Genomic DNA, 13,017 nt, shown 5'->3' with positions numbered 1-13,017 from the left:
TCTGTTGGTAAGCTTGAGAAGCTGAATGAAACCGATGCTATCATTGTTTTGTGGTAGAATTGTGAGGAAACCTGATACTTAATCATAGGGGGAGTGACAGTGTAATGGATAGAGTTGCGTTTACCATTTTTGGAATAGAAGTTGCCTGGTACGGGATGCTGATTGCGATGGGGATGTTGCTTGGTGTTTTATTGGCGGTGAGAAGAACAAAGGCAATTGGTGTACAGGAAGATATCATGTATGATATTGCACTTTGGTCGATACCGGCAGGTGTAATTGGTGCGAGGATCTACTATGTTATCTTTAACTGGGCATATTATTCTCAGGATTTGATACGGATTCTACAGTTTCGTCAAGGCGGCCTGGCTATTCATGGGGGGATCATAGCAGGATTCGTAACGGGATATTTTCTCTGTCTTAAGCATGGAGTGAGTTTTCCGGCTATGGCTGACGTTACTGCTCCCAGTATGATTTTAGGTCAGGCAATTGGCCGCTGGGGCAATTATTTTAACCAGGAAGCTTATGGCAGACCAACAGAACTGCCTTGGGCGATAATCATTGATGGTGTGGGAGTGCATCCCACATTTTTATATGAATCAATATGGAACTTTTTGGTGATGGGCTGGCTGCTATTTTACACAGATAGGAAGAAAGTGGATGGTGAGGTGTTTCTGCACTATCTAATTTTATATTCTGTCGGACGATTTTTCATTGAAGGTTTGCGCACGGATAGTCTAATGATTGGTCCACTGCGCACGGCGCAGGTTGTTTCGCTGCTCATGATTATTGTTGGTCTTGTGGGGGTGAAGTGGCTTCGATACCAAAATAAACACGCACACGGCCATTCTGAGAGCTCGAACGAAAAAATGATGGATGACAACGACGAACAGCAGCAACACAAAGATAAATAGTTCAGAAAGAGTCGACAACCTGAGAATTGTGGATAGAAATATAGGAATGAGAATCGCGTATCAAAGCGTTTTAAGCCGCTCTTTTGTGAGCGGTTTTTTATTGCCTTATAACAACAAATATTCTCGCGGGAAACCATTGAAAGCATGACATTTTCTGGTCGGTTGGAATGCGTGAGAATGTGTGTTTGTAGGAAGATACTCCTGATGAGTTGAAAAAACGACCATTGTCATGAAAAAAAATGAATTTCGGTTCAAAAAAAGTTGAATATTATCAAAAAGTGGTATAAAGTGGTATAAAGTGGAGAAGATGACCATAGAAGATAGGGATGGGTGGCGCGCATGTTCATTGGTGAGTACTCTCATACAATTGATACAAAGGGCAGGCTTAGTATGCCGGCGCGTTTCCGTGAAATATTGGGAGAATCTTTTATTGCAACCAAAGGGCTGGATCAGTCTTTGTTTGTCTATCCAATGGAAGAATGGCGAATTCTGGAGGATAAACTGAAACAGCTGCCATTAACCAATCAAAATGCGCGCGCTTTCGTCAGGTTTTTTTTCTCAGGAGCAACTGAATGTGAGCTTGATCCTCAGGGGCGAATTCGAATTCCTGCCAACCTCAGAGAACATGCCGAGCTGGAGAAAGAAATAGTAATTATTGGTGCGGGAACACGAGTGGAAATTTGGAGTCAGTATATATGGTCAAAATATATTGATGATGAGAATCTTAGTTACGATGAGATCGCGGGTAAAATGCAAGAGTTGGGCATATAAAACGAGACTGAGGAGCTGACCCGGATGGAAACTCAACATGTATCTGTGATGCTTCAAGAATGCCTGGAATCCTTGGCCATCAAGCCATCGGGTGTCTATGTGGATGGCACATTGGGAGGAGCCGGACATTCAGGTGAAATAGGTAGACGGTTATCTGCTTCCGGCAGATTGATAGGCATTGATCGCGATGAAGTGGCTATACAGCGAGCGCAAACGCATTTAAATACCATGAATCTTCAATGCGGAGTGACAATCGTACGTGACCACTTTTCGAATTTACGGAACATTTTGCATAATCTGCAAATAGAGCATATTGATGGGTTTTTGTTGGATCTGGGTGTTTCTTCATTCCAGTTAGATGAAGCGGAACGAGGGTTTAGTTATATGCAGGACGGACCTTTGGACATGCGAATGGATCAGAGAGAGACGTTGACAGCTAAAGAAATTGTTAACACTTACTCTGAAGAAGAGTTGGCATGGTTGATTCGTGAATACGGAGAAGAGAAATGGGCAAAACGAATTGCGGTCTTCATTGTGAAGGCAAGACAATTAGAGCCTGTCGAATCCAGCAGTCGACTGGTGGAAATTATTAAACAGGCAATTCCTGCCAAAGCAAGAAAAGAAGGTCCACATCCAGCGAAAAGAACTTTTCAGGCAATACGCATGGAAGTCAATCAAGAATTACAACAAGTTGATAGAACGCTTGAAACTGCTGCGAAGTCGCTGAGTCCAGGTGGTCGAATTGCAGTTATTTCATTCCATTCATTGGAAGATCGTCTGGTTAAAAACACATTTAAGCGCTTAAGCGTAACGTGTGTTTGTCCGCCGGAGTTCCCTGAGTGCCGCTGTCAGCATGTGCCACTTATAAAGCTTGTGACACGGAAACCTTTATTACCAACACATGAGGAAGTGGAACATAATCCCAGGTCAAGAAGTGCCAAACTAAGAGTTGCAGAACGAATATAACTGGTTGATTATTGCGGGTTGATATCATTGACTGTAGCAAAGGAGGTGTCACTTAATGTATGCTGCGGAAAGAATCAGGGAAATGGATTATGATGATTTTAAGCAGATGCCCAAGCGTCAGCAGACAGCACAAAAAAAGGCAAAGCCACAAAAAAGCTACATGCCTGAGACTTGTGCACTTTTACTATGCATCGTGGTTTTTCTTGGGCTGAATTTGTTTTTAGTCAACCGTTTTGCTGAAATCACTGCCACAAAACATCAGGTGACACAGTTGGAAAAGAGCTTGGAGCAATTGCAAAATCAACGAGAACAACTCATGGTTGAAATTGAGCAATCATCAAAACTGGAATGGATTGAACAAGAAGCAGTGAACCGGCTGGGTATGCGGTACCCTGACAAAAGCCAGTTGATTTATATCAGTGTAGACCCGGCCAGCGTGGCGTTGTTAGCAGGAGAAATACAGGAGGACCCGCTGGTGGATAACGAAGATGGTGGCCTGCTGCCCTATTCCATTGAAAAGATTTTTCATAAATTTGCCGGCATACTTCGGATCTAAAAATGGTATACTGAATCTGAAGGGGTGGTTTGATTGAACCGCAGAATGGAAAGCAGCCGTAAACGGTTACTTTTTTTACATATGCTGGTTTCACTATTGCTTTTTGTGTTGGTCTTGCGATTGGGTTGGCTTCAGATTGTGGAGGGAGAAAAATATCAGTCCATTGCAAATCGACAACAGACAAGTGATATAGTGGTTCCTTCCAAGAGAGGTACCATCTATGACCGAAATGGAAAAGAGCTGGCGATCACAACAGTCAAAAATAGAATATGGGCGAATCCGTATTTGATTGACGAACCGGTTGAAACGGCCAGTCAACTCTCGGAAATATTGAACATGGATGAAGAGGACCTGGTGGAACGTCTTACCAGAGAAAACACAACGCTGGTGAGCCTGGCCAGAAGAGTTGATGACAGTGTAGTTCAACAAATGCGCGACTTGGGCGTGCGTGGAATTTGGTTTGTGGATGATAATGAGCGGATGTATCCATATGGAAATTTCGCGTCATTTGTGCTTGGACACACTAATGTTGATGGGCAGGGGATCGCAGGAATTGAACAAAGATATGAGAAAGAGCTGGCAGGCATTGCAGGTCGGTCGATTGTCAACATCGACGGAGCAAGACGACAGCTCCCTTTTCATGTGGAAAAACATTTTCCGCCGGTGAATGGGGCTGATCTGGTGTTGACCATTGATGAAGTCATTCAACACTATACCGAAAGAGCTGTCAATCAAGCCTGGCAAGAGCATAATGCAGAACGGGTGATTGCCATCGTGATGGAAGTTAAGACCGGGGAAATTCTGTCTTTGGGCATCAAGCCAGACTATGATCCTAATCAGCCCCGTGTTCTTCTTCAAGAAGCCGAACAGGAACAGCTTTTGTCAATGACTCAGGAAGAGCAGATGGAGCGCTGGTTTGAAATGTGGCGAAATCCGGCGTTTCAGGAAGTCTATGAGCCTGGTTCTGTTTTTAAAGTTGTTACTGCTGCAGCAGCTCTTGAGGAAAATCTGGCGACATCGTCGACCAAATTCTATTCTTCAGGCACGATTGATGTTGCAGGAACAACCATTCGCTCCTGGCGATGGTACAATCCTTTCGGTGAGCAGACTTTTAAAGAAGCCGTTCAAAATTCCGATAACCCGGTTTTCGTTCAATTAGCTCAGCAAATGGGAAAAGAATCACTCTACAGACATTTATTCGAAGCTGGAATTACTCGGCCAACAGGCGTTGACTATCCTGGTGAAGTAAGTTCGTTCATGTACTCATTGCCACAAGTTGGGCCGGTGGAGCTTGCGACGATATCCTTCGGGCAGGGAATATCGATCACACCAATCCAAATGATGGTTTCAGCAATGGCAACCATCAACGATGGAAATGTGATGCGTCCACGACTGGTGCGTGAACTGCGCAACGAAAAAGGAGAGTTAGTTGAGCGATTTGAACCGGAAGTGATCCGACAGGCATTTTCTGCCGAAACATCCAAGCAAATGCGGGATATTCTGGAATCAGTTGTGGCTGAAGGATCCGGCAATCGTGCCGCTGTGCAGGGTTACCGGATTGGTGGCAAGACGGGTACAGCTCAAAAGGTCATGCCAGGTGGTTATCAACAGGGCAAATACATTGCATCTTTTTTCGGTTTCTTTCCAGCGGATGATCCCGAACTGGCATTACTGGTGATAATTGATGAACCCAGAGGCGCTGCCTATTATGGTGGAGAAATTGCAGCACCTGTGGCCGGTGATATATTTCGTGAAGTGATTCGCTATAAAGAGTATAAACCGGCATATCAGGAAACTGAAATGGACGCTCCTCCGGTGGTGGAAGTGATTGTGCCTGAAGTACGGGACATGACGGTGGCAGAAGGTGAACGTCTTTTGAGGGAAAACTTGCTGGTGATGCAGGTGGAGACTCAATCTTCACTTGGTGATCAGGCGATTATTGCTGATTTGTTTCCAAAGCCTGGCACGACTGTACCCGCTTATTCAAATGTGATATTATATACGGGTTATGATTCTGGAACATCATCACTTGTGATGGTGCCTGACTTAAGTGGGAAGACGATACGCGAAGTTAATACCATTCTAAGTGCAAGAGACTTAAAACTAAAAATTACCGGCAGTGGGTTAGCTAAAGAACAGGTTCCGGAGGCAGGTACGCTTTTAGAGCCGGGTTCGCTGGTAAACGTTCATTTTGCACCATAAGCTGTATGACGGGAAAGACAGAACTCGAACCATAAGGAGATCGCTCATGAAACTCGAAGAAATAGTTAGAAACCAGACTTTCAAGCTGCTACAGGGGACGCTGGCATGTGAGATAGGGTCAATTGTTTATGATTCGCGCCAAGCCAAACCAGGAAGCCTTTTTGTATGTATCAAAGGGTTTCAAACGGATGGCCATCTCTATGTTCATCAGGCCGTCGAGCTGGGAGCTGTGGCAGTTATGTTGGAAGAGGAAATAGCATTACCTGACCACCTGACGGTTGTTCAATCACCTGATACACGAAAGGCTTTATCGGCAGCGGCTTCGGTTTTTAACGGGCTGCCCTCTCAGCACCTTGACTTGGTGGGGGTGACTGGCACCAACGGCAAAACAACAGTGACCTATTTGGTGAAGGAGATTTTAAATCATGCGGGGAAAAAAACCGGCTTGATTGGCACGATCACCAACTGGATTGGTGATCGTCAAATACAAACCATCCGCACCACGCCTGAGTCCGTCGATTTTCAACGATTACTCAAGCAAATGGTTTGCGAACAAGTGGCAGTCTGTGTCATGGAAGTCTCTTCTCATTCCCTGGCGTTGGAGAGAGTCAATCATACCGAGTTTCACACAGGTGTATTTACCAACCTGACAGAAGACCATCTTGACTTCCATGCTTCAATGGAAGCCTATTACCAGGAGAAGAAGCGTTTATTCACAATGACTAAACATAACAATCTGCTCAATATCGATGATGAATATGGGCGGCGAATGGCAGAAGAATTACGCTCAGAGGGTTATCCGATTATCACTTATGGAATGAGTGATGACAGCGATCTTCAGGCGATGGATGCTGTCTTGACGCTGAATAGTGTTTCTTTTTATGCAAAAGGGCTTGAGATGGATCGGAAAGTAACATTGCATATTCCTGGAAAATTCAGTGTTTATAATGCGTTGGCTGCCATTGGAGCAACCAGATCGCTGGGTATAGCTCCTGATAGAATATGTGAAGCCTTGAAAGTGGTAGGCGGAGTACCGGGAAGATTGGAACAAATCTCTGAATTTACCAGTTTTGGTGTCGTGGTGGATTACGCACATACGCCCGATGCTCTGGAAAATGTTCTTAATACCATCAGACAATTTACTGAGAATCGAATTATCACTGTTTTTGGATGCGGTGGCGATCGGGACAAAATTAAACGACCATTAATGGGGAAAATTTCTGGCGAGCTGAGCGATATAAGCATTTTAACATCTGATAACCCCCGCTCAGAAGACCCGATGGAGATTTTAAGGATGATCGAAATGGGAATCCGAGAAACAAAGGGTGCATACCAAGTCATAGAAAATAGGAAAAATGCCATTAAAGAAGCGCTGTTGCTTGCAAAAAGTGGCGATGTGGTATTGATTGCTGGAAAAGGTCACGAAACCACACAAACAATAGGTCATGTAACGACCCATTTTGATGACCGGGAAGTGGCCAGATCGTTAGCAAGGGAGGCTGGCATCCATGAAGGCTGTTAGTCTGTTGCAAATTAGCCAATGGACAGCGGGTGTTATCAAGAAATCAGGTCAGCAGAAAGAAATCAACCATGTGACCATCGATTCAAGGCAGGTAAAGAAGGGGAGTCTTTTTGTTCCACTAAAAGGAGAGAGAGTAGATGGACATGCGTTTTTGTCACAGGCGGCTGAAAACGGCGCAGTAGCAGCGCTTGTCGAAGCGGGATATACCTATCCTGCATCAACCGGGTTGTCGATGGCAGTCATTGAAGTGGACAATACCCTGCTGGCGCTGCAGCAATTAGCTGCCGCTTATAGAGATCAATTTCAAATTCCTGTGATTGGAATTACTGGAAGCAATGGAAAAACGACAACGAAAGATTTGATTTCATCAGTGCTTTCTGTAAAATATTGCGTGCATAAGAACAAGGGAAACTATAATAATCATATCGGTTTGCCTTTGACACTGCTGGAACTTGAACCAGCTCACCAATGCGCTGTGTTGGAAATGGGAATGTCTGGAATGGGTGAAATCAGTGAGCTCAGCCGCCTGGCAAAGCCATCGCTCGCATTGGTCACCAATGTGGGGTGGGCTCATGTGGAAAATTTGGGAAATCGCGAGAACATTGCCGAGGCAAAAATGGAAATACTTGAAGGGCTTCAATCTGATGGCATACTCATCATCAATGGAGATGATGAGTACTTATTTCAACAGATTGAAAGAAGGTCGCTGAAAAAGTCTGTTCTTCGTGTGGGTTTTTCTCCGGGATTGGAGATGCAGGCACAGGGAGTGGAAGACTTGGCTGGGGAAGGGTTTGCTTTTCGTACTAACAAGACTGGGGAGAATGTCTTCCGTGTCATGCATCCAGGGATGCATCATGTTATCGGTGGTCTCTTCGCCGTTCTTACAGGACAACTTTTCCGTATGACGCCAGAAGAAATCCAGGAAGGCTTGAATGCTTTTGAACCATCTGGCATGCGCATGGAAATGATACATATCAACCAATGTGAGTTGATCAATGATGCATACAATGCAAATCCTGATTCGGTTAAGGCGGCATTGAAAGTGTTGAAAAGCAGGGCTGGCAACAGACGCTTTGCAGTGCTTGGCAGTATGTTTGAACTGGGTGAAGATGCAGAATGGCTGCATCGGGAACTGGCGCATGAACTGATGGATGGTGCAGTGGATGTACTCATAACTGTGGGTGAGATGGCCAGGTGGATTGCGCTGGAAGCGGCTGCACTGGAAATGAAGACAAACGAGTTGATTATCTTTGAAACTCAGACACCAGAAGAAGCTGCTGCAATTTTATCCAGAGAGACCAGGGAGAAAGATGTCATTCTCATTAAAGGGTCACGGGCCATGGCCATGGAGAGAATTGTGGTGCAATTGATGGAAGGGGACATGTAAGGTGTTGCTGCAACGCTCACTGGTATTGGCAATTCTTTTGGGTTTTATTTTTGCCGCTGCACTGGGGCCGGTTTTGATACCGGTTTTAAAGAAAATCAAGGCAGGGCAAAGCATCCGACAGGATGGTCCACAGAGCCATCTGGCAAAACAGGGCACACCGACCATGGGCGGACTAATGTTTATTCTTGCCTCGGTAACGGCCACATTAATGATGACAGAACTGGATGAGACATTGCTGTTAGCATTGATGGGTTTTCTCATATTTGGAGCGATCGGGTTTGTTGACGACTATCTCAAAGTCGTATTGAAACGCCCCATGGGTTTAAGAGCCTATCAAAAAATGATCATGCAGTTAACCGCTGCTGGTTTGTTACTGATGTTTGCTGAAAATAGAGGCCTTGTGCCGTCTCACTTATACATTCCATTTCTGAGGGATGAGCTGACACTTGGTTGGCTGATGATGCCATTTCTCATGTGGGTGATAGTGGGAACTGTCAATAGCGTTAATTTAACAGATGGTCTGGATGGTTTAGCAGCAGGCACCATGGTAATTGTTAGTGGTTTTTTCAGTCTCGTGTGCTGGCATCTTTCTTTTACTGAGCTGGCATGGTTTGCTGGTTCACTTTCAGGAGCATGTCTGGGATTTTTGATTTTTAATATTTATCCAGCTCGGGTTTTTATGGGCGACACTGGTTCTCTGGCTCTTGGAGGCGCATTATCAGCCATAGCTCTCATGACTAACCTGACCCTGCTTTTGCCTGTGGTAGGAGGGATCTATTTTGCTGAAACACTCTCGGTTATTTTGCAGGTAGTGAACTTTAAGTTGACAGGAAATCGGCTTTTTAAAATGAGTCCGCTACATCATCACTTTGAATTGTCAGGCTGGTCTGAGAGTCGTGTGGTGACAACCTTCTGGGGCGTCACGATCATATTGTGCTTACTGGGTATTCTCGGCATTCCATGAACAGCGTAAGATGAAAGCAGGCATTGGTTGGTTTAATTAGCAAAACAGGGAGGGTTTGACATGCATCTGAATGGACTTAAAGTACTGGTAGTAGGAATTGGCATTACAGGAGTCCCTTTGATTCAATTTTTGCATGCCCAAGGTGCGCGGGTTTTCCTAAATGACATGAGAGATGCAACTTCATTGGCGGATACGTTGCAAAATTTGGAAAACATGATTGAGAAAGTTATTCTGGGTGGGCATCCCCAGGATCTGTCACACTATCATGACCCTGAACTGATTGTCCTATCACCAGGAGTTCCCGTGGACCTACCCTTTTTAAGAGCGTTCAAAAAATTGAACATTCCCATCATAGGAGAAATTGAACTGGCTTATCAGCATATGAGGGCCCCGGTGGTGGCTATCACAGGAACCAACGGCAAAACAACAACAACAGCTCTAACGGGTGAGATGTTTCGTCTGGCTGGGAAAGAGACTGAAGTTGTGGGCAACATTGGCATTCCTGGGATTTCGCGAGTTGACACACTCAACAAAAATGGCTATTACGTGATGGAAGTCAGCAGTTTTCAGCTTGAAACCATTCAACATTTCAGGCCAAAAGCTGCTGCGTTATTGAACATTACACCGGATCACCTCAATCGCCACGGCTCGATGGATGCTTATGCAGCGCTGAAGTATCGCATTTTTGAAAATCAGACTAAAGATGATGTGGCTGTCATCAATGCAGATGATGCAGCCTCCATGGCATATAATAGCGGGTTGCGCTCGATGCCTCTTTATTTTAGCAGGCAAAAAAAACTATCTCGTGGCATCTTTGTTGACAAAGATGAAATTGTTTTCCGCTGGAATGACACTGAGAAGAAAATTATTGCAGTTGACATGATCCAGATTCCTGGTACTCATAACCTTGAAAATGCGCTGGCTGCATCTGGTTTGGCGCTGGTTTGCGGTTTGCCTCCAGAAGCCGTTGCTGAGGCGTTGGTTAAGTTTCCAGGAGTAGAACATCGCATTGAATTTGTTGCAGAAAAAAATGGGGTAATGTACATAAATGATTCGAAGGCAACTAACCCTGATGCAGCGATTAAAGCAGTGGAAGCCGTCACAGCTCCTTTGATTTTACTTGCAGGTGGAATGGATAAGAAGAGTGATTTTACCAGTTTGCTTAACACTTTTCATGGGAAAGTGAAATATTTATTGGTATATGGTGAAACAGCACCTCTTTTGATGGAAACATCGAAACGCTTGAACTTTAATAAAGTGAAACAGGTCAGAAACTTGGATGAAGCTGTAAGGGAAGCAGCAGCATTGGCTGAATCTGGGGATTCGGTACTCTTGTCTCCAGCCTGTGCCAGTTGGGATATGTATGCAAACTTTGAAGAGCGAGGCGCTCACTTTAAAGCACTGGTTGGCGAACTGGTCGGCTAAAACGCGTTTGTTGAGACTGACGATCTGCAGGTTTAAGCTGGCTTGCAGAGACATTGGAGTGGTACCATGGACAAGGAAAACCGACAACGAATGGATTTGACCCTCTTACTAACAACAATTCTACTGGTGGCTATTGGCATTATCATGGTTTTTAGTGCCAGTTATTCTTATGCGATGTCAAATATGGGAGACGGATTGTTTTTTTTGATACGCGTGTTACAGTGGGCGGCTGTTGGACTAGTGCTGATGATTGTGTTCAGTCAGATTAACTATCAGTTGTGGAAAAAACTGGCTAATCTATTGCTGTTGGCTTCGTTGGTGCTATTGATACTGGTGTTAACGCCCATTGGAACGGAAATCAATTTTGCCCAACGATGGATACATATTTATGGTCTTTCATTGATGCCCACAGAAGTGGCGAAATTCAGTTTGATTATTTTTATGGCAGCCAGTCTTGAACGTAAGAAGAACCAGATGCAGACATTTGACCAAGGAGTCATTCCCTATCTACTGCTGTGTGGCGTAGTTTTTTTACTGGTATACAAGCAACCGGATTTTAGTACCGGGCTGGTGCTGGTTTTTCTGATGATCATCATGATGTTTATTGGTGGAATACGCATTAGCCACTTTGTATTTCTTTCGTTGGCAGGGCTGGGTGCAGTGGGGAGCTTTCTGGCATATGTCTTTTTGACCGGGCAAGGGTATAAAACACGCCGTCTGGTTGCCTATCTGGATCCTTGGGCCGATCCGTCTGATGCAGGTCTTCAGACAATCCAATCACTTCTGGCAATAGGTTCGGGTGGACTTTCAGGCAAAGGTATCGGTAGGAGCATTCAGAAGCACCTTCATTTACCAGAGCCCCATAATGATTTTATTTTTTCGATTATTGCTGAAGAACTGGGATTTATTGGCAGTGCTTTTGTCATTGTGCTTTTTGCGTTGTTCATCTGGCGCTGCACGCGGATTGCCATGAATGCACCAGATATTTTTGGATGCCTTGTTGCCTCGGGTGTTGCCACTTTGGTGGGAATACAGGTAATCATTAACATTGGAGTGGCGACATCTTTGTTGCCGGTAACAGGGATTCCACTTCCTTTTATCAGTTTTGGAGGGAATGCACTTGTTGTGCTGATGGCATTAACCGGGATACTTCTAAACATATCCAAGAGATCAATTGGAGCAGGAGGTTAAACATGCGGTATTTAATTAGCGGAGGTGGAACGGGCGGACACATCTATCCAGCCATTGCCATTGCTGATCGAATAGTGGAAGCTGAACCGGATGCTTCAATTTTATTCGTTGGAACACAAAAAGGTCTTGAGATGGAGCTGGTAACGGCTGCTGGTTACGAGATTAAGCCGATCACTGTTTCATACCTCAAAAGAAAACTCTCACTTCATAATGTCAAAAGTTTAGGCATGCTTTTGAAGGGATTGACTGAAGCAGGAAAAATAATTCGACAATTCAAGCCCGACTGGGTAATTGGGACAGGTGGATACGTTTCAGGCCCCGTCGTCTACCTCGCTGCAAAAAAAGGGATTAAGACACTGATTCATGAACAGAATGCATTCCCAGGGCTCACCAATCGTATTTTATCAAAACATGTTGATGTTGTGGCTCTCAGCTTCGAAGAAGCAGCATGCCACTTCAGAAAAAAAGATCGACTGGTGGTGACGGGAAACCCGATTCGCAAAGAATACTATCAGCTGACAGTAGATGAGGCCAGAAAGAGTTTTCCTGAGTATGATGAGAAAAAAATGGTGTTGATCGCTGGTGGAAGTGGTGGTTCATCAAGCATTAATACAGCTGTCCATGAGATGATTAAACACTCTGAAGAGCTGCCTTTCAAGCTTTTATGGGCTACTGGAAAGAATCATTACAATCAGATGAAAAACATCATTGATGAACAAAAACTCAAGCAATGCGGGCACCAAATAGTTCCTTATATTCATCGGATGCCATATGCCCTGAAAGCTTGTGATCTTGTTGTGTGTAGTGCTGGAGCAATTACCATAGCTGAAATACAGGCTTCGGAAAAATATGCAATTCTGATACCGAAAGCCTATACGGCAGATAATCATCAGGAAAAAAATGCACGTATGATGGAATCCTGCGGATTTGCCACGGTCATTCGAGAAGAGGAGCTGAATGGTGCGCTTCTATATCAGCAGATACTGAATGGCTTATTGGAAGAACATCAAGTGTTGGAACTTACAAAAGTTAGACCCGCCGTCGATCGCATTTGGGCACATTTGCGGCAGGATTAACCGGTGCAGCCGGATTTGTTTTAAATAGAGAGAAGTGGTACTGATG

General features: G+C 44.6%; 11 protein-coding genes. All 11 read left to right on the top strand.

What is annotated here, in order from left to right; genetic code table 11:
* Positions 1–104 precede the first annotated feature (104 nt).
* Entirely contained in the window at positions 105–911 is an 807-nt protein-coding gene (gene lgt / locus AAIG11_RS03540) for a prolipoprotein diacylglyceryl transferase (protein ID WP_343184880.1), read from the top strand.
* A 339-nt stretch (positions 912–1,250) separates the two neighbouring features.
* Positions 1,251–1,682, top strand: coding sequence for a division/cell wall cluster transcriptional repressor MraZ (gene mraZ / locus AAIG11_RS03535; protein WP_343184879.1), 432 nt, complete (start codon positions 1,251–1,253; stop codon positions 1,680–1,682).
* Positions 1,683–1,706: 24 nt separating this feature from the next.
* Positions 1,707–2,648 (top strand): 16S rRNA (cytosine(1402)-N(4))-methyltransferase RsmH, encoded by a 942-nt coding sequence (gene rsmH / locus AAIG11_RS03530; RefSeq protein WP_343184878.1) that lies wholly within the window; start codon positions 1,707–1,709, stop codon positions 2,646–2,648.
* Between the two features lie 55 nt (positions 2,649–2,703).
* On the top strand, positions 2,704–3,204 hold the full coding sequence (locus AAIG11_RS03525) for a septum formation initiator family protein (protein WP_343184877.1): 501 nt from the start codon (positions 2,704–2,706) through the stop codon (positions 3,202–3,204).
* A gap of 33 nt (positions 3,205–3,237) precedes the next feature.
* On the top strand, positions 3,238–5,406 hold the full coding sequence (locus AAIG11_RS03520; RefSeq protein WP_343184876.1) for a penicillin-binding transpeptidase domain-containing protein: 2,169 nt from the start codon (positions 3,238–3,240) through the stop codon (positions 5,404–5,406).
* Positions 5,407–5,452: 46 nt separating this feature from the next.
* Positions 5,453–6,928: a UDP-N-acetylmuramoyl-L-alanyl-D-glutamate--2,6-diaminopimelate ligase gene (locus AAIG11_RS03515; RefSeq protein WP_343184875.1), complete on the top strand. Its 1,476-nt coding sequence runs from the start codon at positions 5,453–5,455 to the stop codon at positions 6,926–6,928.
* On the top strand, positions 6,915–8,315 hold the full coding sequence (locus tag AAIG11_RS03510) for a UDP-N-acetylmuramoyl-tripeptide--D-alanyl-D-alanine ligase (protein WP_343184874.1): 1,401 nt from the start codon (positions 6,915–6,917) through the stop codon (positions 8,313–8,315). Before AAIG11_RS03515 ends, AAIG11_RS03510 begins: the two co-directional genes overlap by 14 nt.
* 19 nt (positions 8,316–8,334) lie before the next feature.
* Positions 8,335–9,279 carry a phospho-N-acetylmuramoyl-pentapeptide-transferase gene (gene mraY / locus AAIG11_RS03505; protein WP_343184931.1) on the top strand — a complete coding sequence of 315 codons (945 nt, stop codon included), beginning with the start codon at positions 8,335–8,337 and terminating at the stop codon, positions 9,277–9,279.
* A 60-nt stretch (positions 9,280–9,339) separates the two neighbouring features.
* Complete coding sequence (murD, locus tag AAIG11_RS03500) at positions 9,340–10,704, top strand: UDP-N-acetylmuramoyl-L-alanine--D-glutamate ligase (RefSeq protein ID WP_343184873.1); 1,365 nt, start codon at positions 9,340–9,342, stop codon at positions 10,702–10,704.
* Between the two features lie 66 nt (positions 10,705–10,770).
* On the top strand, positions 10,771–11,895 hold the full coding sequence (ftsW, locus tag AAIG11_RS03495; RefSeq protein WP_343184872.1) for a putative lipid II flippase FtsW: 1,125 nt from the start codon (positions 10,771–10,773) through the stop codon (positions 11,893–11,895).
* A gap of 2 nt (positions 11,896–11,897) precedes the next feature.
* Positions 11,898–12,971, top strand: coding sequence for an undecaprenyldiphospho-muramoylpentapeptide beta-N-acetylglucosaminyltransferase (gene murG, locus AAIG11_RS03490; protein WP_343184871.1), 1,074 nt, complete (start codon positions 11,898–11,900; stop codon positions 12,969–12,971).
* Positions 12,972–13,017 lie beyond the last annotated feature (46 nt).

Source organism: Anoxynatronum sibiricum (genome assembly GCF_039414295.1).
GTDB lineage: Bacteria > Bacillota > Clostridia > Peptostreptococcales > Tindalliaceae > Anoxynatronum > Anoxynatronum sibiricum.
The sequence above is the reverse complement of the archived record's forward strand: the minus strand, read 5'-3'. Positions and strand labels throughout refer to the sequence as shown.

What these genes read in the sequence shown, in the direction of transcription:
- mraZ (WP_343184879.1), top strand. Translation starts at nt 1,251, where the DNA reads ATGTTCATTGGTGAGTACTCTCATACAATTGATACAAAGGGCAGGCTT.
- murD (WP_343184873.1), top strand. Translation starts at nt 9,340, where the DNA reads ATGCATCTGAATGGACTTAAAGTACTGGTAGTAGGAATTGGCATTACA.
- murG (WP_343184871.1), top strand. Translation starts at nt 11,898, where the DNA reads ATGCGGTATTTAATTAGCGGAGGTGGAACGGGCGGACACATCTATCCA.
- AAIG11_RS03515 (WP_343184875.1), top strand. Translation starts at nt 5,453, where the DNA reads ATGAAACTCGAAGAAATAGTTAGAAACCAGACTTTCAAGCTGCTACAG.
- AAIG11_RS03525 (WP_343184877.1), top strand. Translation starts at nt 2,704, where the DNA reads ATGTATGCTGCGGAAAGAATCAGGGAAATGGATTATGATGATTTTAAG.
- rsmH (WP_343184878.1), top strand. Translation starts at nt 1,707, where the DNA reads ATGGAAACTCAACATGTATCTGTGATGCTTCAAGAATGCCTGGAATCC.
- AAIG11_RS03510 (WP_343184874.1), top strand. Translation starts at nt 6,915, where the DNA reads ATGAAGGCTGTTAGTCTGTTGCAAATTAGCCAATGGACAGCGGGTGTT.
- lgt (WP_343184880.1), top strand. Translation starts at nt 105, where the DNA reads ATGGATAGAGTTGCGTTTACCATTTTTGGAATAGAAGTTGCCTGGTAC.
- ftsW (WP_343184872.1), top strand. Translation starts at nt 10,771, where the DNA reads ATGGACAAGGAAAACCGACAACGAATGGATTTGACCCTCTTACTAACA.